The organism is Sodalis praecaptivus, from assembly GCF_000517425.1.
GTDB lineage: Bacteria > Pseudomonadota > Gammaproteobacteria > Enterobacterales > Enterobacteriaceae > Sodalis_A > Sodalis_A praecaptivus.
In genome coordinates this window covers 965,122-988,162 of sequence record NZ_CP006569.1, presented here as the reverse complement: position 1 = coordinate 988,162, position 23,041 = coordinate 965,122, and the positions used below count along the sequence as shown (strand labels likewise).

At 60.5% G+C, this 23,041-nt stretch carries 20 protein-coding genes, 2 tRNA genes and 1 pseudogene; 11 read left to right on the top strand and 12 right to left on the bottom strand.

Annotation, left to right across the window (positions count from 1 at the left end; all coding sequences use genetic code 11):
• Window positions 1–124 precede the first annotated feature (124 nt).
• Window positions 125–514 (top strand): DUF3461 family protein, encoded by a 390-nt coding sequence (locus SANT_RS04475; RefSeq protein WP_025246444.1) that lies wholly within the window; start codon window positions 125–127, stop codon window positions 512–514.
• Window positions 515–767: 253 nt separating this feature from the next.
• Here the strand turns inward: SANT_RS04475 and SANT_RS04470 are convergent, their stop codons facing one another.
• The 4 genes from SANT_RS04470 to syd form a co-directional block, all read right to left on the bottom strand.
• Window positions 768–1,214 carry a flavodoxin gene (locus SANT_RS04470; protein WP_025421102.1) on the bottom strand — a complete coding sequence of 149 codons (447 nt, stop codon included), beginning with the start codon at window positions 1,212–1,214 and terminating at the stop codon, window positions 768–770.
• A gap of 22 nt (window positions 1,215–1,236) precedes the next feature.
• Entirely contained in the window at window positions 1,237–2,022 is a 786-nt protein-coding gene (truC, locus tag SANT_RS04465) for a tRNA pseudouridine(65) synthase TruC (protein ID WP_025421101.1), read from the bottom strand.
• Window positions 2,015–2,335, bottom strand: a complete 321-nt coding sequence (locus SANT_RS04460) for a YqcC family protein (RefSeq protein ID WP_025421100.1) — start codon at window positions 2,333–2,335, stop codon at window positions 2,015–2,017. The genes truC and SANT_RS04460 overlap by 8 nt, the downstream gene beginning before the upstream one ends.
• Window positions 2,336–3,179: 844 nt before the next feature.
• A complete protein-coding gene (syd, locus tag SANT_RS04455) occupies window positions 3,180–3,743 on the bottom strand; it encodes a SecY-interacting protein (RefSeq protein ID WP_025421099.1) in 564 nt (187 codons plus the stop codon).
• A gap of 60 nt (window positions 3,744–3,803) precedes the next feature.
• Here syd and queF point away from each other — a divergent pair, with 60 nt between their 5' ends.
• From queF to xni, 3 genes are all read left to right on the top strand, one after another.
• Window positions 3,804–4,649, top strand: coding sequence for an NADPH-dependent 7-cyano-7-deazaguanine reductase QueF (gene queF, locus SANT_RS04450; RefSeq protein WP_025421098.1), 846 nt, complete (start codon window positions 3,804–3,806; stop codon window positions 4,647–4,649).
• A 205-nt stretch (window positions 4,650–4,854) separates the two neighbouring features.
• On the top strand, window positions 4,855–6,219 hold the full coding sequence (gene ppnN, locus SANT_RS04445) for a nucleotide 5'-monophosphate nucleosidase PpnN (RefSeq protein ID WP_025421097.1): 1,365 nt from the start codon (window positions 4,855–4,857) through the stop codon (window positions 6,217–6,219).
• Between the two features lie 92 nt (window positions 6,220–6,311).
• Window positions 6,312–7,064 (top strand): flap endonuclease Xni, encoded by a 753-nt coding sequence (gene xni / locus SANT_RS04440; protein ID WP_025421096.1) that lies wholly within the window; start codon window positions 6,312–6,314, stop codon window positions 7,062–7,064.
• 316 nt (window positions 7,065–7,380) lie between these two features.
• Here the strand turns inward: xni and SANT_RS04435 are convergent, their stop codons facing one another.
• On the bottom strand, window positions 7,381–8,175 hold the full coding sequence (locus SANT_RS04435) for a prepilin peptidase (protein WP_025421095.1): 795 nt from the start codon (window positions 8,173–8,175) through the stop codon (window positions 7,381–7,383).
• 606 nt (window positions 8,176–8,781) lie between these two features.
• Between SANT_RS04435 and SANT_RS04430 the strand changes: the two genes are divergently transcribed.
• On the top strand, window positions 8,782–10,674 hold the full coding sequence (locus SANT_RS04430; RefSeq protein WP_237234647.1) for a glycoside hydrolase family 3 protein: 1,893 nt from the start codon (window positions 8,782–8,784) through the stop codon (window positions 10,672–10,674).
• A gap of 102 nt (window positions 10,675–10,776) precedes the next feature.
• On the opposite strand, the gene rlmM is transcribed toward SANT_RS04430, so the two are convergent.
• The 4 genes from rlmM to SANT_RS04410 form a co-directional block, all read right to left on the bottom strand.
• Entirely contained in the window at window positions 10,777–11,877 is a 1,101-nt protein-coding gene (gene rlmM, locus SANT_RS04425) for a 23S rRNA (cytidine(2498)-2'-O)-methyltransferase RlmM (RefSeq protein ID WP_025421093.1), read from the bottom strand.
• Window positions 11,870–12,265, bottom strand: coding sequence for a DUF423 domain-containing protein (locus tag SANT_RS04420; protein WP_025421092.1), 396 nt, complete (start codon window positions 12,263–12,265; stop codon window positions 11,870–11,872). The genes rlmM and SANT_RS04420 overlap by 8 nt, the downstream gene beginning before the upstream one ends.
• 18 nt (window positions 12,266–12,283) lie before the next feature.
• Window positions 12,284–13,240, bottom strand: a complete 957-nt coding sequence (locus tag SANT_RS04415) for a transcriptional regulator GcvA (protein ID WP_025421091.1) — start codon at window positions 13,238–13,240, stop codon at window positions 12,284–12,286.
• Between the two features lie 521 nt (window positions 13,241–13,761).
• The gene (locus SANT_RS04410) at window positions 13,762–13,983 is read right to left on the bottom strand and encodes a YgdI/YgdR family lipoprotein (protein WP_025421090.1); all 222 of its coding nucleotides are present in this window, start codon (window positions 13,981–13,983) and stop codon (window positions 13,762–13,764) included.
• A 169-nt stretch (window positions 13,984–14,152) separates the two neighbouring features.
• On the opposite strand from SANT_RS04410, the gene csdA reads away from it, so the two are divergent.
• Window positions 14,153–15,358, top strand: a complete 1,206-nt coding sequence (gene csdA / locus SANT_RS04405; RefSeq protein ID WP_025421089.1) for a cysteine desulfurase CsdA — start codon at window positions 14,153–14,155, stop codon at window positions 15,356–15,358.
• Window positions 15,359–15,369: 11 nt separating this feature from the next.
• A complete protein-coding gene (gene csdE / locus SANT_RS04400) occupies window positions 15,370–15,822 on the top strand; it encodes a cysteine desulfurase sulfur acceptor subunit CsdE (RefSeq protein WP_025421088.1) in 453 nt (150 codons plus the stop codon).
• Window positions 15,823–15,988: 166 nt separating this feature from the next.
• On the opposite strand, the gene tcdA is transcribed toward csdE, so the two are convergent.
• A complete protein-coding gene (gene tcdA, locus SANT_RS04395; RefSeq protein ID WP_025421087.1) occupies window positions 15,989–16,813 on the bottom strand; it encodes a tRNA cyclic N6-threonylcarbamoyladenosine(37) synthase TcdA in 825 nt (274 codons plus the stop codon).
• A gap of 287 nt (window positions 16,814–17,100) precedes the next feature.
• Window positions 17,101–18,246, bottom strand: a pseudogene (gene mltA / locus SANT_RS04390) (murein transglycosylase A); the annotation flags it as partial.
• Between the two features lie 205 nt (window positions 18,247–18,451).
• Between mltA and SANT_RS04385 the strand changes: the two are divergent.
• Both SANT_RS04385 and SANT_RS04380 read left to right on the top strand, forming a co-directional pair.
• A tRNA-Met gene (locus tag SANT_RS04385) sits at window positions 18,452–18,528 on the top strand.
• A 64-nt stretch (window positions 18,529–18,592) separates the two neighbouring features.
• A tRNA-Met gene (locus SANT_RS04380) sits at window positions 18,593–18,669 on the top strand.
• Window positions 18,670–19,097: 428 nt separating this feature from the next.
• On the opposite strand, the gene SANT_RS04375 is transcribed toward SANT_RS04380, so the two are convergent.
• Window positions 19,098–19,736 (bottom strand): GntR family transcriptional regulator, encoded by a 639-nt coding sequence (locus tag SANT_RS04375; protein WP_025421085.1) that lies wholly within the window; start codon window positions 19,734–19,736, stop codon window positions 19,098–19,100.
• Window positions 19,737–19,908: 172 nt separating this feature from the next.
• Here SANT_RS04375 and SANT_RS04370 point away from each other — a divergent pair, with 172 nt between their 5' ends.
• Window positions 19,909–21,339, top strand: a complete 1,431-nt coding sequence (locus SANT_RS04370; RefSeq protein WP_025421084.1) for a M20 family metallopeptidase — start codon at window positions 19,909–19,911, stop codon at window positions 21,337–21,339.
• Window positions 21,332–23,017, top strand: coding sequence for a M28 family peptidase (locus SANT_RS04365; RefSeq protein WP_025421083.1), 1,686 nt, complete (start codon window positions 21,332–21,334; stop codon window positions 23,015–23,017). The genes SANT_RS04370 and SANT_RS04365 overlap by 8 nt, the downstream gene beginning before the upstream one ends.
• The last annotated feature ends 24 nt before the right edge of the window (window positions 23,018–23,041 follow it).

Genomic DNA, 23,041 nt, shown 5'->3' with positions numbered 1-23,041 from the left:
TATTATCCACGGCGGCAGCGTTCGCGCCCGGTCAGTACGGCGGCAAATCCGGCCGTAAGTCACAGCTTATGACGCCGCCAGGCGTCATAATTTTACCTATACCGCACATCACCAGGGGACGACCATGTACGATAATCTGAAAAGCCTTGGCGTTAATCATCCGGACGATATCGATCGCTACAGCCTGCGCCAGGAGGCCAATAACGATATTCTCAAGATTTATTTTCGCCGTGACAAAGGCGAGTTTTTCGCCAAAAGCGTTAAATTCAAATACCCCCGTCAACGTAAGACCGTGGTGTCGGATAATGCGGCGGAAGGCTATCGGGAAATCAACGAAATCAGCCCCAATCTGCGCTATGTGATCGATGAGCTGGATCAAATCTGCCTGCGTGATCAGACCGAGGTGGATTTAAAGCACAAAATTTTAGATGACTTACGCCACCTGGAAAGCGTGGTGGCCAATAAAATCGCCGAGATCGAAGCGGATCTGGAAAAATTGACCCGGCAGAAATAACCGCGCGACCGCGCAAAGACCGAAGACGGCCACGCCTTAGCCCGGCCCCGCCCGACGCCACTCCACGCCGGGCGGGGCGGGCAGGCTGCGTTCCGTTCGGTGGGCTGTATCCGGCCGCGAGCGCGGCGGCAATCGCCCCCCCCGGCGAAGACGCGGCGATGGCTAACCCACCCGGCTAACCCCTGCGGCAGGGCAGCCACCCCGCCGGTTAGCGCGCGGCGGCAAGCCTAGTCGGTCGCGCGCTGCGCCTAAACTATAATAGAGCGCCCCACTGCGCCGCCCAGGGGCAGGCCAGCGTTTCCGGCTCGGGATGCTCCACGGCATCGATTTCCAGCAGATCACCGACCCGCGTAGCCCCCTGCTCCTGCAATAACGCGTCGAAAGCGTGCCCCGCGCCACAAAAGGTATCATAACTGCTGTCGCCCAGCGCGATAACGCCATAGCGTAGCGCCGGCTGATGCCCCAGTTTATCTTTCACCTGCTGGAACAGCGGCACGATATTATCCGGTAGCCCCCCTTGTCCGGTGGTGGAGGTGATGATGAGGATTACCCGTTCAGCATACGCCTGCCATTGCTCTAAGCCACCGTCCTCGAACAGGGTTACCTGATGCCCCTGCTCTGTTAGCACCGACTCCACCTCTTCAGCGGTTAACAGGGCATTACCGTAAACCGTACCGACAAAAATACCTATTTGCGCCATGGCGCTCGACTCCCCTAGCCTACTACGCTTGATCAAAGGCCTTATCCTGACCTGAAGGCCCGGCAAACTCAACCCTTTCATATGCAGGGAGAAGGCCGTGCCAGCCGAATTGGCGCGTCAATTGTTGCCAACTGTTGTCCCAACGGGCATCAATGACCAGCGGTACGCCGGTGACCGGATGCGACAGCGCCAATCGGCAAGCGTGCAGCATCAGACGGCGACAGTCGAAGGCGGCGGCGAAGCCGCGGTTGTGGCGCAGATCGCCATGGGTGGTATCGCCGATAATCGGATGGCGCAAATGCGCCATATGGCGGCGCAGCTGATGTTTGCGGCCGGTCAGGGGAGAGAGGGCCATCAGGCTGTAGCGGCTACTGGGATAACGGCCAACGGCAACCGGCATCTCCACCCGCGCCAATGCGTGATAATGGCTCTGCGCCGGCTGCGGCGCTTTCTCGGGATGGGCGAATTTGTCGGCAATTTTATCCAGTTCCGGCGTCAATGCATAGTCGATAAGCCCTTCGCCTTCCAGATAGCCGCGCGTGACCGCCAGATAGTGTTTTTTCACCTGATGGCGCTCGAATTGCTGTGCCAGCCTGTGGGCCACGTCGCTTGACAACGCCAGCAACAGGACGCCGGAGGTCGGGCGATCCAATCGGTGCACCGTGAACACGTGTTGCCCCAGCATGTCGCGCACCGTTTGCATGACCACCACTTTTTCCTTGCGATCCAGCCAACTGCGGTGCACCAGCCAGCCTGCCGGTTTATTGACCGCCACCAGGTATTGATCCTGGTAACATAGTTCAATCATGCGCTTCACCGCCAAGCAGGCTATCCAACCGGCGTAATTGCTGCAATAACGCCTGCGCTTCGGGCAGCGCCTCTTCAAAATAGGGCGCCAAGGCGAAGCGTTGCGGTAATGGCGCGTCGCGATCCAGGAGCGCATGCATACGCGGCAGCAAGATCCACTGCAACCACTGTTGCGCTTCCATCGTGTCAATGCAGAACGGCTCTACGCTGTCGAAGGCCGCGCGCGCCGGCGGCTGCGGCTGCCAAATCTCGGCGTCGCGCATGGCCTGCTCGATATCGAACAGCCGCTGACGAACCTGTTGATGTAACGTCATCTGATCCTCCCGCGCCGCGCGACCCGTCGGCGCCGTCCATGCAAAACCGCAAAGAATAACATCAGAGCGGGGCCAGTGCTAATTATGGGCGTAAAACGGACAATTGAGGCATTAACGGCTGCGTTGCGCAAACGATTTTATTGTCAAGAGTGATAATTTCTGTGCGACAGAAAACGGGCACCCTCGTCCCGCAACGGCAGACCTCCTTCGCGCCGGGATAACGCTACGGCAACGGTTAATATCGGGCCTTTTTTCACGCCGGAGCGGGTCTGCGTCAAAGAAAAGGGGGTACTGTTTACACAGTACCCCCGGTTCGTTTTATAGCAATCCCGCTACATTTATGCTCCCTGCCTACCTCCATGACGCTTGTTATACAAGATAACATTGCAACAATCCGTGTCGGCAGTACCCGTCCTTGCGCAACGCCTACGTTATCAAACGTATGTCCTTAAGCACTCCATGCCTCGCCGGTGTTCCATTACCGGCTCACATTCTCCATCCTGGAGGTGTCCTGGGTATCATCCTGAAACTTGCGGGCTTCTTCCTGAGGCCGGTCCTACGCTCACCCTCCTCGCGCTGTCCTTGCGGCGCAATCCTGGTCAGTGGGCGGTCCCTGCTTTACTGATTTGATTGATAAGATCGCTTAATCTTTCGTTCTAAACAAGAGTAGTGATATGTATTTATAAAGCGACAGATTAAACGAAATGTTAACGAGTCGTTATATTGCGTTGATCTTGCTGGAATAATTAAATTTTTAGCTAAATTTAATCTTTTGAAACACAGTTATTTCCTACAGTTCTTGTAAGACATCTCTTACAAGAATTTGCATAAAAAGGTGTGAAATTTACCCCGGCAGCCGCGGCGCCAGCCGGGTGAGGAAGCCGGCCAGATCGGCCGCTAGCACCTCGCGCCGTTTGCCGCCCACCTGCTCACGCAGTACTTGCCCGCTCAGGTTGCATAATGAAATTATAGTCAGTTCGGACGCGGTCGTGCCAATAAATAGCGTCGGCGTCTGGCGCAGCCGCTGCTGCATCAGCAGATGCCCTATCAGGTTTTCCTGCACGCGCACGAAATCGGACTCGCTCCAAACCTGCACCAGTTCGAGAGGCTCTCCCTCAAAGGCGGCCGGCATATCACCGGCGTACTGGCTGCAATAATAGGCCTGCGCCGCCGGCTGTAACCGCAGGGCAAGCGCCCGCTCGACGCCCGCCAGCGTCTGATCCGGCGCCGCCGGCCGGGGCTGCCAGTACACCGCGTCGCCATCGCCTCCGACGACGCAGGGCGACGGTATATCGGATACTCCATGGCTGACGGGTAAACCGCCGGTCGTTTGTCGCCAGTACTCTACATAGCGCGCGGTAAAATCCGCCAGCGCCAGGGCAGCGGCCGGGTCCCTATTCTCTCTCATTTTACGGCTCCGTGCGGTACACTACGCCTAGTGTATCAGTAAGGCCCCAAGGTAAACACCATGACGCATTATGACCAACATCACGCTTTGCAATCGCTGACGCTGGGGAAACCCACCCCGTACCGCGAGCGCTACGATCCCTCGCTGCTCCAGGCGGTACCGCGTGCCCTCAACCGCGATCCGCTGGGGCTGCAGGCGGCGGCGCTCCCCTTTCATGGCGCCGATATCTGGACCCTGTACGAGCTCTCCTGGCTCAACGATGCGGGCTTGCCGCAGGTGGCGATTGGCGAAGTCGCCCTTAACGCCACCAGCGTCAATCTTATCGAATCCAAAAGTTTTAAACTGTATCTGAACAGTTTTAACCAAACCCGCTTTCCCTCACGCGAAGCGGTGCGCGACCTTCTCGCCGAGGATCTCTCCCGCTGCGCCGACGGCGAGGTGGCGGTCACGCTGCGCGCGCTCGACGAGTTTACCGGCAGCCCGGTGCTGGGTTTTGACGGCGAGTGCATCGACGATCAACCTATCCGCATCGACGACTATACCTTTAGCAACCGTTGGCTTGAGGGCGCCGCCGGCGGACCCTGGGTGAGCGAAACGCTGGTCAGCCATCTGCTGAAATCCAATTGTCTTATCACCCATCAGCCGGACTGGGGATCGGTGCAAATCCGCTACCGGGGGGCGCGCATCGACCGCGAGGCGCTGCTGCGCTATCTCGTGTCTTTCCGTCAGCATAACGAATTCCATGAGCAGTGCGTGGAGCGCATCTTCTGCGATCTGATGCAATTTTGCCGCCCGGATACCCTATCGGTGTATGCGCGCTATACCCGCCGCGGTGGATTGGATATCAATCCCTGGCGTAGTAATACGCACTTTTCGCCGGCAACCGGGCGGCTTGCACGGCAATAATGCATTGCGGCGCGCAAAATTGCCCCGCGCCCGGCGGCGAGGGTGGTAAAACTGCCCTACCGGCCTTACTTTTAGCGAGAACGGGTCTGACGGGCCGTTGGGCCGTTGGGTCATTGTGCCAGCGGTTATGCGCCGCAGTTCCCCAGCGCCAGGCCAGAATGGGATTCTCATTTTGTTGTATGTACCGGCATGACAAGGAGCTATTTTGATTACGCATATCAGCCCGCTGGGCTCCATGGATTTATTGTCACAACTCGAAGTGGACATGCTCAAACGTACCGCCAGCAGCGATCTCTACCGGCTGTTTCGCAACTGTTCGCTGGCGGTGCTCAATTCCGGGATCCAGACCGACAGCAGTAAAGAGCTGCTTGAGCGCTTTCAGGATTTTGATATTAACGTGCTGCGCCGCGAGCGCGGCGTGAAGTTGGAGCTGGTGAACCCGCCGGAAGAAGCGTTTGTCGATGGCCGCATCATTCGCTCGCTGCAGGCCAACCTGTTTGCCGTATTGCGGGATATCCTGTTTGTTAACGGTCAAATCGCCAGCGCCGGGCGGCATCAACATCTCAATCTGGCCAACGCATCCCATATCACCAATCTGGTATTTTCCATCCTGCGCAACGCCCGCGCGCTGCACGTGGGCGAAGCGCCAAATATGATTGTCTGCTGGGGCGGGCATTCCATCAACGAAAACGAATATCGTTATGCCCGCGCCGTCGGCAATCAGCTTGGCCTGCGCGAGCTCAACATTTGCACCGGCTGCGGGCCGGGCGCGATGGAAGCCCCCATGAAGGGCGCCGCGGTGGGCCATGCCCAGCAGCACTATAAAGAGGGGCGGTTTATCGGGATGACCGAACCCTCCATTATCGCCGCCGAACCGCCCAACGGCCTGGTGAATGAGCTGGTGATCATGCCGGATATTGAAAAACGCCTCGAAGCTTTCGTGCGCCTTGGCCACGGTATCATCATTTTCCCCGGCGGCGTCGGCACCGCGGAAGAGTTCCTGTATCTGCTGGGCATCATGATGGATCCGGAAAACGCCGATCAGATGCTGCCGCTGGTGCTTACCGGACCGGAGGAGAGCGCCGACTATTTCCGCGTGCTGGATGAATTTATCGTTAGCACGCTTGGCCCCCAGGCCCGCCGCTATTATTCCATAATCATCGATGATGCCGCTGAAGTGGCCCGCCGCATGAAAAAGGCGATGCCGGAGGTCCAAGAAAACCGCCGCCGCAGCGGCGATGCTTACGGCTTTAACTGGTCGTTGCGCATCGCCCATGATTTGCAGCATCCCTTCGAGCCCAGCCATGAAAATATGGCCAACCTCAATCTGCACCGCGAACAGCCGGCCGAACGCCTGGCGGCCGCGCTGCGCCGTGCCTTCTCCGGCATCGTCGCCGGCAACGTAAAGGAGTATGGCATTCACGCTATCGAGCAGTACGGGCCTTACCAACTGCATGGCGATGTGGAAATCATGCGGCATATGGATACGCTACTGCAGGGTTTCGTTGCCCAGCACCGGATGAAGCTGCCCGGCAGCGCCTACCTCCCCTGCTACGAAATCCGTCTTTAACGCTTACCGGCGCCGGCGGGAAGCCGGCGCCAGCGCTTTCACCGCGTGCGGGGCCGCTTGTCCCGCCTAATGGATAATCAGGATGGCACTCCATGTCGGTACATTTGTTGATAGTTGACGCGCTGAATCTTATCCGCCGCATTCATGCGGTACAGGGGGCTTCCTGCCTTGCCGCCTGCGGACACGCCCTGCGCCAGCTTATTCTGCACTGCCACCCCAGCCACGCGGTGGCGGTGTTTGACGACGACGAGCGCCACGAAAGCTGGCGCCATCAGCAATTGCCGCAATATAAAAGCGGGCGCGCGCCGATGCCGGAAGATCTGCAGGCGCTGATGCCGGCCATTCGCGCCGAATTCAACCGCGAGTCCGTCCCCTGCTGGCACGCCAGCGGCTATGAGGCGGACGATATTGCCGCGACGCTGGCGTTCAAGGTGGCGGCGGGCGGCCATCAGGTGACACTGGTCTCCACCGATAAGGGCTATTGCCAGCTGCTTTCGCCGTCGATACAAATTCGGGACTACTTTCAAAAGCGCTGGCTGGATATGCCCTTCGTGGCGCGTCATTTCGGCGTACAGCCGCAGCAGTTGACCGATTTTTGGGGGTTAGCGGGAATCAGCAGCAGCAAAATCCCGGGCGTTGCCGGTATCGGCCCCAAAAGCGCCGCGCAGCTGATAACCGAGGCAGGCACGCTGGACGCTCTCTACCAGCAGCTTGAGCGATTGCCGGAAAAATGGCGGCACAAGCTGGAACGTGACCGTGATCTGGCGTTTCTCTGCCGTCGGGTGGCTACGCTGGACACCGCCGTGACGCTACAGGGAAATTTACAGCAGTTGCGGTTACGTTAGCCGCTGCATGAAAAGTGCCGCAGGAGCGGAGCTCGGGTAGCCGCCGCTTGAGCATAGCCGCTGGAGAAGCATTAGCCACCCCTTGAGCCTAGCCGCTGGAGCAGCATTAGCCACCCCTTGAGCATCGCCGCTGGGGCGACATTAGCCGCCGCTTGGGCATAGCCGCTGGAGCGACATCAGCCGCCGCTTGAGCATAGCCGCTGGAGAAGCATTAGCCACCCCTTGAGCATCGCCGCTGGAGCGACATCAGCCGCCGCTTGAGCATAGCCGCTGGAACAGCATTAGCCGCCGTCTGAATATAGCGGGTAGGGCTTCCTTACCCGCCGTTCCAGAATAGCAGCAGCGCCCCCGCCAGCGCGAGCCAGGGACCAAACGCCAGCGGCGCCGCCAGGTCCGCGCCGCGCCACCGTCGCACGCATACAACACACATTAGCCCTCCCGTCGCCGCCAGCAGCAGCAGCGGCGGCAACGCACGCCAGCCCAACCAGGCGCCTAGCGCCGCCAGTAGTTTGAAATCCCCAGCCCCAAGCCCGTGCCGGCGGTACACCAGCCGGTAACCCCCGTTGACGCCCCATAGCATCAGATAACCGATCACAGCGCCACACACCGCATCCGACAGGGGCACAAAAGTGGCGCCGAGGTTAAACAGCAGCCCTAACCACAGCAGCGGCTGAGTGACAACGTCCGGCAACCGCAGGGTAGCGGCGTCCACCACCGCCAGCAGCAGCAGCGCGCTAGACAACAGTATCGCCCCCGCCAGCGCGGCGCCGGGTGCGAAACGTAGGGCGGCCAGCAGAAACAGCACACCGGCGCTCAGCGCCAGCGGCCAGCGGCACAAACGGCAATTTCCCAGGCGCCCGACGCGCCGACGGGGAAGGTTGCCCAACAACTGCAATAGCGCGAAATGCAGCGCCAGCCCCGCCGTCAAACCGAGCAACAGCAGTAGCAGTTGCCAAAGCGGTGGCGAACAAACGAAAAATAAGGCTCTTTCTACCGGCGTTCCCGCCGCAGGTCCGGCGACCCCTAACGTTTCCCAGCCCCGCCATGCGTCGCGCCGTTCCGTCCCTAAGGAGGACCAAAGCGCCATCATGGCGACATTTAACGATGCCATCGTCGATTCCCTCTTGCACGCGCGGCGTGAGCGTCAGCGCGCCCACGCACATCAGCCGTTGCCGTATCAACGCTTGCCAGCGGCGGCTCTGCGATAGGTGACGGGTGAGGTTCAACCTGCGACCTGCGACTTGTAACTTGTAACTTGTAACCTGTGACGTGCGACCCACAACCCGTGACGGGTGACGGGTGACGCGCAACCTACAACCTGCGACGGGTGACCCACGACTTGCGATCTATGACGTACGACCAGCGAGGTGCGCCTTCCAGGCTTGCAAAACGGCACCGTCCCGCTTGCTTGGCCAAACCTTGCCACAGCCATCGGCGGCCGGCCAGCCTGCGTCGGCGAAATTGGATACTGCGCCGCAACAAGCGACGGCCGAGCGTCAATGTCCTGTGGTCAATGGGCGGCTATCCACCGGATGCCCGCTCCGCCGCCATGTGGCAATTTACTGTTTCGTCCGCCGCTGGCATGATAGTGTCGCCGTGCTGGCGTGCGCTACCTACCGGAACGGTAAGGATATTCCTCTGACACGTTGGGATCCCGCTGCGTTGCCGGCGACGGGCAATGATGACCGCCCCCTGTTTACCCCGAGCGAGAGAGCACATGATGAACACCATCCCTCCAACACGCGTGACCGGCGTCGCCGCCGTAACGACGCAGACGCCTCGCGCCAACGCGCTTGGCCAGGCGTTGACGCGCGCCGACAACAGTCAATCCGTTCTGGCCGGTATGACCCTTAGAGAAAAAATCGGTCAGAAAATCATGCTCGATTTTCGCTACTGGGGCCGGGATAGCGCTAGCGGCGCGGCGCGGGACACCGTGGCGCTTAACGCTTGCATCGAAAACATCCTGCGCGATTACCACATCGGCGGCGTCATTCTGTTTGCCAACAACCTGAAAGATGCCGACCAGATCCGCCGCCTGACCGGGCAACTCGCCGCCGTTCCCCAGACCCACGGCATCGGTTTGCTGATCGGTACCGACAACGAGGGCGGTAATGTTTTTCGCCTGCCGCGCGGCGACTACACCGCGTTTGCGGGCAATATGGCGCTCGGGGCGCTGTACGAAGGCCACGGCGAAAGCGCGCTTCCCTACTTGCAGGGCAAAATCATGGCGCAGGAACTGTGCAGCCTGGGTCTTAACCTCAATTTTGCGCCGGTGGTGGACGTGAACAGCAATCAGGCCAATCCGGTGATTAATGTACGCGCGTTCGGCGACTGCCCGGCACAGGTCGACAGACTGGCGCGCCAGATGGTTAAAGGCAGTGCGCAGATAGTCACCTGCTACAAACACTTTCCAGGCCATGGCGATACCCATACCGATTCCCACCTGAATTTGCCGCGGGTGGACCGCAACCGCGAGCAGGCCTTCGCCGTTGATCTGGCGCCTTATATCGCCGCTATCGCCGATAACGACGCGCCGGACATGATTATGACCGCCCACATCCAATACCCCGCCCTTGACGACAGCCTGATAACCCGGCTCGACGGCGAGGACATTATTGTTCCCGCCACGCTGTCGCGTAGGATCCAGCACCACCTATTGCGCCAGGAGATGGGCTATCGCGGCGTGACCATAACCGATGCGCTGGATATGAAGGCCATCAGCGACCATTTCGACCCGCGTGATGTGGTTAAGCGAGTATTTAACGCCGGTGTTGATATTGCCCTGATGCCGGTCAGCGTACAGGCGGCGGATGAGGAAGATAAACTGCGCGAGCTTATCGACTACATCGTCGCGCAGGTGGAGCGTGGTGAGATAGACTGCGAAGAGATCGATGTCTCGGTAGCGCGGATCCTAACGCTCAAACGGGCAAAAAACATCCTGGCGGGCCAGGCGGCTTCCGCCGCGATCGGCGAGACCGAGCGGCGCCTGGCGAAAGAGGTGGAAAGCGCTATTGCCGATCAATCGATTACGCTATTGCAAAATCATCAGTTGCTGCCGCTGCGGGACGTCAGCCGCAGGATCGCCATTTTCACGCCCTGGGGCGAACAGGGCCATGCCGTGCGGCAGGTGTTGCAACAAAAGGGTTTTCATGACGTCAGCAGCCATAAAATCGACGAGATCGCCTGGCAGGCACAGCGTCAGGAAATCGATCGCTGCGATATCGTGATTGTCGGCAGTCAGGCGGTCGGCGTCAGCCCGGTGGAAAACAACGGCCAAGCCAGCGGAGCGAACGGCACGGGCGATACGGCGCACATTGCCGCCATTATCGATTATGCCCACCGCCAGCAGAAGAAAATCGTGCTGTTGCTGATGCGTTCGCCCTACGACATTATCCACTTTGATGGTAAGACCGACGCCATAGTAGCCACCTATGCCTATTACGGTCTGGACAACGGCGTACGTCGCGGCGAATCGCTGTTTGCCGCCGCGCGGGCGCTGGTAGGGGATCTAAAGCCCAGCGGTAAGCTGCCGGTGAATATCTATAATGTCGACCCGCAGGGGGCGATAACCGATATCCGCTATCCACGCGGCTTCGGTCTCAACGGCTGACGCTGCGCGAGGTCCTGCCCGGCGGCGGCCGAGCGCTGTCACTGCGCCGGCCCTTCCCCGTTCACAGACAACGGCACGCGGCTTTAACGCCGCGGCGCCCCCTCAACGCTCATCGCGCCGTCCCGGCACCGCGCTCCAGAACCGGCGGGCGTGCACCGTGACTTCCTCCCGATCGTGGTACAGCTGCTTGGCGTGTACTTCCGCATGCACCCCGTTCGCCGCCAACTGGTCGCAAAGCAGGCGTAAATTCTGGTTGACCTCTTCATAGCGCTTTTTCATCGGCAGCTTCAGGTTGAAAATCGCCTCGCGACACCACCCCTTTACCAACCAATCCGCGGCTAATTGCGCCACGCGCGACGGCTTCTCCACCATATCGCACACCAGCCAGTACACATTATTGCGCGGCGGCTCGAAGCGAAAGCCGTCGGCGCGATGATGGATCACCTGCCCGGTGGCCATCAGCGCCTCGTCCATCGTGCCATTATCCACCGCATGCACCATCATGCTGCGCTTAACCAACTGATAGGTCCAACCGCCGGGACAAGCGCCCAAATCCACCGCGTACATGCCGCTGCCGAGACGCTCATCCCACTCATCCGCCGGAACAAAGACATGGAAAGCCTCTTCCAGTTTTAGCGTGGAGCGGCTGGGCGCATCCGGCGGAAATCGCAGCCGGGGAATGCCCATGTAGAAGGGGGAATGATTATGCCGATAGGCGTAGCCCACGTAGCAGCATCCCGGCGCGATAAACAGCACATGGATGACCTGCTGCGAGGTGCGTTCATCCCTCCGGAGGATGCGTTGCGCGCGCAGGGCGGCGCGTAACGGCACGGTGAATTTGCGGCAGAACTTCATCAGCTCTTTGCTTTCATTGGTATCGGGGACTTCGACCCGCAGCTCCCCCGCCTCGGCGACGGCGCCCGTCAGCATACCCACTATCGGCGTAATGCGATCGTCGGTAGGCAAATCGCGCAGCAGGTCGCCCGCCAGAATCATCTGACGCGCAAAAATCAGACTGCGCAGCGGTAAAGTGCGGATCAATCGATCCGCCTCTTCATGCTGGTAACAGACAAAGACCACGTAGCCGCTATTTTCCTTCACGCGCGCAAAGCCATAGAGCTCCCGTTCGGCGGCCTTCTCGGTCATTTCAGCGGCGCACTCTTTCTCAAAGCCGGGGCGGCAATACAAGATAACGTTATTCACGGCGTTCCGCCTTTTTTTTCAGGCGCAGCGCGCCAATCAGCAGCAGCACCCAGCCCGCCAGGAAACAAACGCCGCCGATGGGGGTGATATACACCCACAGGCGCAGGTGCGACAGCGCAAGGCAGTATAAACTGCCGGAAAACAGCACGATACCGATAGCCAGCAGCACGCCGCTCCAGTAAAACCACAGGTTGGGATTGCGCATCATCACCGTGCTTAGAGCCATAATCGCCAGCGTATGAAAGGCCTGATACTCCAAACCGGTTCTTAACCAGGCCATTTCCAGCTCCCCAAGCGACAGACGCAGGCTATGAGCGGCGAAAGCGCCGATAGCCACGAATAAGAATCCACTCAGGGCGGCGAAAATCAGCATTCCACGACTACGCATGTTTCTCGATTCCGATAATTATTGATGGAGTGTGCCGTGCAGCGGCGCCATAGGCTGTGTCGCGCCGTAACGAAAACGGAACGTCTCCTGTTCGCTGGCCGCGCGCGCCAGGATCCATTGACGAAAGGCGGCGATTTTACCCACTTCCGCCTGACTGTCATGGCACACCAGGTAAAATGCGTTTTTGCTTTCCAGCACCTCATTGAACGGGCACGCCAGCCGCCCGGCCTCGATTTCCGTTTGCGCCATGACGTTATTGGCCAGCGCCACCCCCTGACCATGGATCGCCGCCTGCAGCACCATGGCGCTGTGGCTGAAAATCGGTCCCTGCTGCACATTGAGCTGGTTTAAACCCAATTGCCGGCTGTAGGCCAGCCACTCCCGCCGCGAGGCGTCATGCAACAGGGTATGATAAATCAAATCCGCCGGCGTTTTCAGCGGATGGACGCCGGTCAATAGCGCGGGCGCGCAAACCGGCAACAGATATTCGGCATATAACTTTTCCACCCGCAACCCGGGCCAATTCCCGCGGCCATAGAAAATGGCCACGTCCACGTCATCCGCCAGCTTGTCCTCTTCACGGTCCACCGCCTGGATCAGAACATCAATGCCTGGCCAGGCGGCGTTAAAGCTCGACAGCCGCGGTACCAGCCACTGAATGGCGAAACTCGGCAGCAGGCTGACCGTAAGCGCGCCCTTGGCGCTGCGCGATTGCAGTTTGCGCGTTGCTTCCGCCAGCGCGGAGAAAATCTCTTTGATGTCGAGGTAATAGCTTTGACCTTCTTCGGTCAGCAGCAGCGAACGATTACGGCGGCGGAACAGTTTTAGGCCGAGAAAGTCCTCCAGCGATTTGATCTGGTGGCTGACGGCGGCCTGCGTGACGAACAACTCGTCCGCCGCTTTGGTAAAGCTCAGGTGGCGCGCCGCCGCGTCGAACACCCGCAGGGCATTAAGCGGAGGGAGTCGTTTGGACATAGGCAAGCGCTTTTTCTGGGCTGAGAATTATGAGTAGGGCCAACATAGGCATTTCATCTATTAGTTTTTTTTATCCGAGGCATTATAATTTGTCCGTTGATGATGCGCCAGCAAATACCTATAGTTGTGGCCATTCGCAAGCCGGAACGAAAAGCACTTGGGAAGCTAATGTTTTCAAAGCGCTTTTGGCGAGTGATGTGATGTTGTGTTTGCAGATTGGACCGCGAATGCGGGCCGCTTAACGTTTAAATCCGTTTTAGGATACCTTTTTCTGTCTGTCCATAGAGAAAAGTAGCACCGCGCCTGCGGTGCTTTTTTTTGCCCGTCGCTTACCGACGGAGGCGCCAGCGCGCGCCCCCCGCCCTCAGCCCGTTGCTACAGGAAGCGCGTGGCCCATCCAGGCACGCTGGTCGGGCGCTAAAGATGACCAACCGGAAGGGGCCGTTCGCGCCCGTTACCGGCGGTGAGCGAGGACGGGCGCGACCGCGACCGGCCGTAAGTAACAGGCCCTATCACGGGCTTTATTGCGCTTCCATCATCTCTTTCACGTCGGCGCGGTTGATTTGTTGCTGGGTGCCCGACGCATCCTGATAGCTTATCATGCCGGTATCTTCATCCACTTTCGGCTTGCCAGAGGTTACAATAGTCCGGCCATCGTTGGTATGCATGACATAATTGCTTGAGCAGGCGCTCAGCGTAAAGGCTAAGGCACAGGCGGTAATGACTGCGGCTGTTTTCTTCATTGATCATTCCTCGCAGAGTAAATTACAGTATTAATCCGTTTTCGCTTTGGGTATTGGCATTACCCGATAGTAATAAGCATAACCGGCTTTCACGATTTTGCCAGAAAATGACAGGTAATTCGGCGACTTAGCTACCGCGCGCGCCGGCCGTTGTCCCCAGAGGAGTTCCGTGACACAGTTTGACAGCAAGGCTTTCCGCCAGCATTTTCCGGCCCTCTCGGCCGGGGAGACCTATTTGGATAGCGCGGCCACCGCCCTGAAACCGCAGCCGGTACTGACGGCAACCGAAGATGTCTATCGCCTGGCACAGGGCAATGTTCACCGCAGCAGCTACCGGCAGGCGCAATCGTTAACCGGCCGTTACGAGCTGGCGCGTCAGCATATGGCCCGCTGGCTGGGCGCACCGCGGGCGGAAGATATTGTCTGGACACGCGGCACCACCGAGTCGCTCAACCTGGTCGCCCAAAGCTATGCACGGCCGCGCCTGCGGCCCGGCGACGACATCGTGGTAGCGGAAAGCGAACATCACGCCAATTTGGTTCCCTGGCTTATGGTGGCGCAGCAGACCGGGGCTCGCGTGGTGAAATGGCCCATTGGCGCCGATTTGCTGCCCGACAAACGACAGCTTTCCGCCCTGCTGAGTGAACGCACGCGGATCGTGGCGTTGAGCCAAATGTCCAACGTCACCGGCGGTTGCCCGGATTTGCCGGACATTATCGCCCAGGTGCGGCGGACGCCGGCGGTGGTGGTGGTGGATGGCGCGCAGGGGGCAGTACACGGCAGACCGGATGTGGCGGCGCTGGATATCGACTTTTATGCTTTCTCCGGCCATAAACTGTACGGCCCCACCGGTATTGGCGTGCTGTACGGTAAAACCGAGCTGCTGGCGGCGATGCCTCCGTGGCAGGGCGGCGGGAAAATGCTCAGCACGGTGTCGTTCGATAAGGTGGTCCCCGCGCCGCCGCCGCACCGTTTTGAAGCGGGTACGCCGAATATCGCCGGGGTTGTCGGTTTGGACGCCGCGCTCGGCTGGCTGGCGCAGCAGGATATGACGGCGGCCGAGGCCTGGTCCGTCTCGCTGGCGGACGACGCCCACCAGCGGCTGTCGCGGCTGGCGGGGTTTCGCGCTTTCCGCTGTCCGGGATCGCCCCTGCTGTCTTTCGCCTTCGACGGTATTCATCATCAGGATATCGCTCAGGTTCTGGCGCAATCCGGCGTGGCGGTGCGCGCCGGTCAGCATTGCGCCCAGCCGCTGATGGCCGCCCTGGGCGTCCCCGGTACCGTGCGTGCCTCTTTCGCCCCTTATAACGCCTGCGCGGATGTGGATCGGCTGGTAGAAGCCACCGCCGCCGCTCTGGCCCTTTTCAGCGAATAACGGAGCCCGCTATGACAAAAGAGGCGTTACCCCTTAACGGCCCGCACCCCTTCGGCACAGACATTACCGCCGCTGAACTGGCCCGACGCTTTGCCGACTGCCGACAGTGGGAGGATAGACTGCGACAAGTGATTACGCTTGCCAGGGCGCTGCCGCCGCTGCCGGACAGCCTGAAGACCCCCGCGACACTCCTCGCGGGCTGCGAAAGCCGGGTCTGGTTGGGGCATCAATCGCTGCCGGACGGCACGCTGCATTTTTATGCCGACAGCGACGGCCGCATCGTTAAGGGCCTGCTCGCCATCGTGCTGACGGCCGTGGAGGGCAAGAACGCGCTTGAGCTGCGCCAAACGGATCCGCTGGCGCTGTTTCGTCAGCTTGGGCTGGAAGCGGAACTGGGCGCCAGCCGCGCTGACGGTCTGGCGGCAATCGGCAACCGCATCGCCCATATCGCCGCCGGCGGCTGACGACCGCCCCGGGGCTGCCGGCGCGGTCCGCGGTCGCACGGTCCCGACCCTGGACGCGCGCCACTCTTTGCCGTCACAACCGGTCCGCTCGGGGTCACGGTGCAATTTCGCCGGCCTCCGCCGCGAGCTGCCCCGCGGGCCAGCACTACGCCCGCGGGCACATTTTTCAGACGGCGGGGGGCGTGACGTACTGCCGCCGTGCTTTGGCAAGCATTTTTTTCAGCGCGTGCGCAACGGCGACGAAGCCAAAGGTCGCGGTCACCATGGTCGCGGCGCCAAAACCCGACGCGCAGTCCATGCGCTTAGGCCCTTGCGCCGTGGCGGGGGACGCGCAGACCGAGCCGTCGGGCTGGGGATAGACCAGTTGTTCGCTGGAAAAAACGCAATCAATGCCCAACTTGCCTTTGCTGTTCTTCACCACCTGAAACCCCTGCTTCAAGCGATCGCGGACTTTGGCCGCCAACGGATCTTGGATGGTTTTCGCCAGATCCGCCACCTGAATACGGGTGGGATCGGTCTGGCCGCCTGCGCCGCCGACGCAGACCACCGGTATTTTATAGCGCCGGCAGTACGCCAGCAGCGCCGCTTTGGCCCGCACGCTGTCGATAGCATCAATGACATAGTCAAAGTCGCCGTTCAGCCTCTGCGCCACGTTATCAGCGGTGACAAAATCATCGATAGCGGTTACCCGGCATTCGGGATTAATGGCCGCGATGCGCTCGGCCATCACCGCAATTTTCGGCTGCCCCACGCGATCGCGCAGGGCGTGAATTTGCCGGTTGGTATTGGTGACGCAGACGTCGTCCATATCAATCAGGGTTATCGCGCCGATACCGGTTCGGGCCAGCGCTTCCGCCGCCCAGGACCCGACCCCGCCTATACCGATCACGCAGACGTGGGCGGCGGCGAATACCGCCAGCGCATCCCGGCCATACAGCCGAGCGGTGCCGCCAAAACGCTGCAACCAGGCGTCTGATAGGTGATCTTTCATACTGTTTATGCCTCAGTTAACAAAAACGGCCCGCAGGCCGCTTGATGAACGGGTGAAACCTCCGCCGGCGGTCAGTTGTCGTAAATCACCTGCAGGGTATTGGGCGCCGGCCGCGCGGCAGGCTGGGCGCCGGTTAAACCGCCGGAGCTGCCGCCCATCAGACCACCAGAGGTACCGCCCATTAAACCGCCGGCGGTACCGCCCGTCAGATTGCCGGTGGTGCCGCCCATTACACCGCTGGAGCTACCGCCCGTCAGATTGCCGGTGGTGCCGCCCATCACACCGCTGGAGCTGCTCTCCGCGCCACCGGCTTGGCTGCCGCCGCTATTATAGGCGGTAAACAGCGGACCGGTGTTTCCCGCGTTTTTCAGCACCCAGACCCGGCCGTAATGGTTGTAATAGCCGGCGGAGTGTCCCGCTTCCGGGCCAATCCCTTGATACATATCGAAATGCTGGCCTTTAATCGCACCGCCGACATCCAGGGCCACCATCAAACGGAGCTCATATTTTCCCGTGAATTTACCTCTATTGTCCAGCAGCGGGACTTCCGCCAAGATCGTGGTACCGGCGGGGATAAGCGAACGGTCGGAGGCCACGGCCGCTTTCGCCACCAGCGGCACGGCGCTGGCCCCCTTCACCGGCGCAAAAGGAACCGGTTTAAAGAACACAAACGATGGATTTTGCTCAAGCAGCTCACGCACTTCAGCTTCGCTGTGGGTGTCAGCCCAGTGGCGTATCGCCTGCATCGACATATCCTCCCGCGCCACTTCGCCGCGGTCGATTAACACTTTGCCGATGCTGCGGTAGGCGTGGCCATTTTTACCGGCGTAGGCGAAAAACATCAGCGGCCGGCCGTCGCCGTAATCCACGTAGCCGCTGCCCTGGACTTCCATCATGAAATTATCCATCAGCGAATTGGTCCAGGCGATAGCCAGACCACTGCTCAGCGCACCGCTGTAGATAGCTGCGCGGTCCGGCAGGCGGCGATTCTTACCGCGCGGCGGCATGCGGTACAGCGGATAACGAAACTCGCCCTGGGGCGTGTAGCGCGCCTGCACTACCGGGGTGTAATAACCGGTAAACTGCACATTGCCGTAATTATCCGCGCCTTCCATTTGATAGGCTTTGATGCCGAACTGGCTTAATTGACGGGTATCGCCGCCGGCCTGCGCCCAGCGCTGGATAGCGGCAAAATCGGTCTGATTGCGTTGAAATAAGGCGGCGGCGGCGTATTGGGTTTCAAGTACCTGATCGGCATAGTCCCCGGCATTAACCGGCTTGCCGCGGGCGTTGGGCGCGTTGACCAGCGCCAGCGGCTGGGTAAGTTGACCATCTTTGTACTGCTGCCCGCGATCGGTGGGTCGGGATTGGCACCCGGCAAGAATGGCGATTATAACGCCGCCGATCACATAGTTTGCCCACTGTTTACTCATAACGTTCTCGCGCCGTTTCATTCTAACGGCGAACGATAGCAGAGGCGGTATCATAATTAAATGCATTATTATGATACCCAATCAATGAGTTGTTGATAAAAGCAGCACAACGGGGTGAAATTGAACAAATATCAGGAGAATAGAGGCTATTTAGCAAAAAGGGGTTGCATCGAAACCGCTACAGAGTATAGTGCGCATCCACGGACGCGGGGTGGAGCAGCCTGGTAGCTCGTCGGGCTCATAACCCGAAGGTCGTCGGTTCAAATCCGGCCCCCGCAACCAATCAAACCGCCGTACGCGGGCATTAGCAAGACCGTCCCCACTGCTCGGGGGCAAATCAATCGGACGCGGGGTGGAGCAGCCTGGTAGCTCGTCGGGCTCATAACCCGAAGGTCGTCGGTTCAAATCCGGCCCCCGCAACCAATTCGCCCGTGGTCAATAACGCTTTATCGCTTTGTTCATTTCTCTCATGACACAAAGCAATAAAGCGTTTTTTTTTGTCTCTCGATCGCGGGGGTGGTGAAGCGGGCGCCTCCCGGCGCCGCGCCACACGTCGGCAAATGTGCTACCTCGGCCAGTTGGCAGGCATGCCGGCGTGAGTCGCTCTCCTGCCATTAACGCGACCGCGACCGCGCGCGCTTACGGATTTACGCTTGTTAGCGGCTGACGGCCATTAGCAATTCTACGCTCGTTGGCGAGCTGGCGGCCATTAGCAATTCTACGCTCGTGGGCGAGCTGGCGGCCATTAGCGATTCTACGCTCTGGGCGAGCCAACGGCCATTAGCGATTCTACGCTCTGGGCGAGCAAACGGCCATTAGCGATTCTACGCTCGTTGGCGGGCTGACGGCCATTAGCGATCCTGCTGGCGGATATGCCGCGTCATGACCGTCCGCAGTCGCTCTCCGTCGCCCTGGCGCACCGCGTCGATCATCTCGTCGTGCTCGCGGGCGGATTGTGCAATCCGCGCCCGGGTGGTCCACTGATGCACCGGCGCGGCGCTGGTGCGCTGGCGTATTTCCGCCACCAGCGCCACCAATTCCTGATTGCCGCACAGCGATAAAAGATGATGATGAAACGCCAGATTGGCCTCGTATAGCTCCAGGGTGGTGCCGTCGGCCATCAACCGGGCGAATTCCGCCGCCAGCCGCTCAAGCAGCGCGATATCCGTCGCCGTGGCGGCGGTGACGATACGGCCGGCAACGCCGGTTTCCAGCAAAATACGGATCTCCGCCACCTCACCTTCCTGCCGGCCGTCGGGTCGATAGACATGGTAACCGCGGTTGGGGACATGGGCCACCAGCCGCTTTTGCGCCAGCCGGTCCAAGGCGCGACGCACTTCCGGTCGGCCGCAGCGATAACGCTGTTCCAGATCGATTTGTTTCAACCAGGCGCCGGGCGCCAGTAAGCCGGTCTGGATATCGTGCAGGATCAATTCGGTGACCTTATCGGTCATTATCGCCGACGACGCCGGTCGTTTCTGCTTAGGCATAAAGGATTTCTCACGGTTTATCGGCGCATTCTGCCACCGCGCCGCGCCTATTGCCACCTTATCGCCAACGCGCTGGTCATAGCTTTCTCTTATAGGCGCGGTTAAACGTTGCACAATCAAACCAGGCGACGTAAATTGGTGCCAATTTTGGTAAACATTTTGGAACCGCGTCATGTCTACTTCCGTCAACGACCAGCTGGACGCGCAAATCGCCGCGAAACAGGCCGCCTTCTGCGCGTTAAGCGATCTGGTTTGGGACACCCCCGAGACCAATTATCTGGAATACCAATCGGCGGCCGCCCATAAAGCCCTGTTGGAAAAAGAGGGCTTCCGGGTTCAGACCGGCCTGGCCGGCCTGCCGACGGCGGTGATGGGAGAAGCGGGTGAAGGCGGACCGGTTATCGCTATACTCGGCGAATTCGACGCGCTGCCCGGTCTCAGTCAGCAGGCCGGCATCGCCGAACCGCGTCCGCAGGTCAACGGCGGCAACGGCCACGGCTGCGGCCATAATTTACTGGGCGCCGGCTCGCTGCTGGCGGCGACGGCGGTGAAGGATACGCTGGCCGCGCTCGGTATTAAGGGCCGAGTACGCTATTACGGCTGCCCGGCGGAGGAAGGCGGCTCGTCAAAAGGGTTTATGGTGCGCGCCGGGGTATTCGATGATGTGGATATCGCCATATCCTGGCACCCGGCGGCGTTCACCGGCGTGAACAACCCCATTTCGTTGGCCTGCAATGAACTGAATTTCCATTTCAGCGGCCGCGCCGCCCATGCCTCCGCCTCCCCCCATCTGGGCCGCTCGGCGCTGGATGCGGTCGAACTGATGAACGTCGGCGTTAACTATCTGCGCGAGCATATGCCGTCAACGGCCCGTATCCATTACGCGGTCACCGATACCGGCGGCCATTCGCCGAACGTGGTCCAGGCAAAAGCAACGGTGCGCTATTTGATCCGCTCGCGCACGCTGCCGGACCTGCTGGCGCTGGTGGAGCGCGTGAAGAACGTGGCGCGCGGCGCCGCCCTGATGACGGAAACCACGTTAAGCCACGAAGTGCTTAGCGGTGACGCCAACCTGGTGGGCAACACCCCGCTCGAACAGCTCATGCATCGGCATATCGAGCGGCTGGGTCCGCCGCCGTTCGACGAGGCGGATCGTCGCATCGCCGCCGAGTTTCAGCAAACCTTCAGTGCGGACGATATCGCCGCTTCCTTTGGCCGATTTGGCCTGCCGGTGCGTAACGATGTCCCCCTATGCGATGTGGTGTTTGCGCCGGAAAGCGGCGACGGCACCCTGGTCGGCTCCACCGATGTCGGTACCGTAAGCTGGGTGGTGCCGACGGTCCAGCTGCGCGGCGCCACTTATGCCATCGGTACGCCGGGACACTCCTGGCAGTTGGTTGCGCAAGGGAAATTGCCCGCCGCCCATAAAGGGATGACCCATGCCGCTAAGGCGATGGCCGCCACCGCGCTGGATCTCTTACAGGACCCGGCGCTTATCGCCCGCGCGCAAGAAGACTTCGCCCGGCGCCTGGCCGATCGTCCGTTTATCAATCCCATCCCTGACGATGTGGATCCGCCGTTACCGGAGAACGCCCATGTCTAAGCTCACCGCTTCGCCGGATCGGCCGCGCCTGATGGCGCATCTGGCCGAATTCGCCAAACGCGTCAAGTTGTCCGGCACGGCGCCCGAGCTGGAGAGCTTCCACTATTTACAGCAACAGATGCAATCCTACGGCTATCGCACCGAACTGTTGTCGCACGATGCCTGGATTAGTCTGCCAGGCGAGGCGCGGGTGACGGTGGACGGTGAGCCCATTCCCTGCATTACCCACTCCATGTCGCTCTCCACGGTTGAGGCGGGGATCACCGCCCCGCTTACCTATATCGGCGCCGGGCATGAGGCGGATTTCGCCGCGGCCGACGTTGCCGGCAAAATCGTGCTGATAGACGGCATCACCACCGAGGAGGAGGCGGCGCTGGCCAAGCGCTATGGCGCCGTGGGCCAGTTGCATATCAGCCCGACGGAGCATCTTTACGAGATGTGCGTCTCGCCGGTCTGGGGTAGCCCCTCGCAGCACACCCGCCAGCAATTGCCCACTACGGTTATTTGTACCATCAGCCGCGACGACGGCGCGCCGCTGCGCAACCGCTGCCGCAACGGCGAATCACCGCAGGTCACCCTGTACGCTCAGGTCGACACCCGCTGGCGCAAAACCCCGATTTTAGTGGCCGAGCTCTCCCCCGGCGGCGATGAGACGCCCTTTGTCCTGTTCGCCGGCCATCACGATACTTGGCATTACGGCGTCATGGATAACGGTAGCGCCAATGCCACGATGTTGGAAGCGGCGCGGTTGCTGGCCGAAGCGCGCGAAGGCTGGCAGCGCGGCCTGCGTCTGTGTTTCTGGTCCGGCCATTCCCACGGCCGCTACTCCGGCTCCGCCTGGTATGCGGATGAATACTGGGATGAACTTGATAGGCGCTGCGTCGCCCACGTTAACGTGGATTCCACCGGCGGTGAAAACGCCAGCGTCCTGACGAATTCGTCGGTGATTGACGAACTCAAAGGCGTCGCCGCCGAAGCGGTGGCGGCCGTCAGCGGCCAGCAGCACCTCGGCCGCCGGCACGGCCGGGCCGCCGATCAGTCTTTTTGGGGCGTGGGCATCCCGTCAATGTTCGGCAGCCTAAGCCATCAACCGCCGGGCCCGGTCAAAATGCTGACCGCCCTCGGCTGGTGGTGGCATACGCCGCACGATACCCTTGAGCATATCGATCCCGCCAATCTGGAACGCGACACCGCCATCGTACTGCGGGTGCTGTGGCGCTTGCTCAGTTCGCCCGTGGTGCCGCTGGATTATACCGCCTTCTGCGTCTCGCTGGACGCCGAGCTGGTCAACCTGCAAGCTGCGCTGGGGGATCGTCTGGATCTCGGCCTATTGCGCCAGCGGGTCCAGGATCTGCGGCAAGCGGCGGCGGCGGTTAATCAACTGGCATTAAGCGCCCGCGGCGAGCAGGCCCAGCGTTTGAACCATGCGCTGATGCGCGCTTCTCGTCTGCTGGTTCCGCTCAATTACACCGCCGGTAATCGTTTTTGCCACGATAGCGCTTTGCCGCATCCGGCCTGGCCGTCGCTAGGCGGCTTGCGGGAACTGGCCGCGCTGCCGGCCGACAGCGAAGAACAGCCGTTTTACGCCGCTCCCGCGCGCCAGAGCCGCAATCTGGCCGCGCATGCGCTGCGCGAAGCCCACGCCGCGCTGGCAGCGGCTATTGCGCACCCCTCCTGATTCAGGGCGGGTGCATTGCCGTGG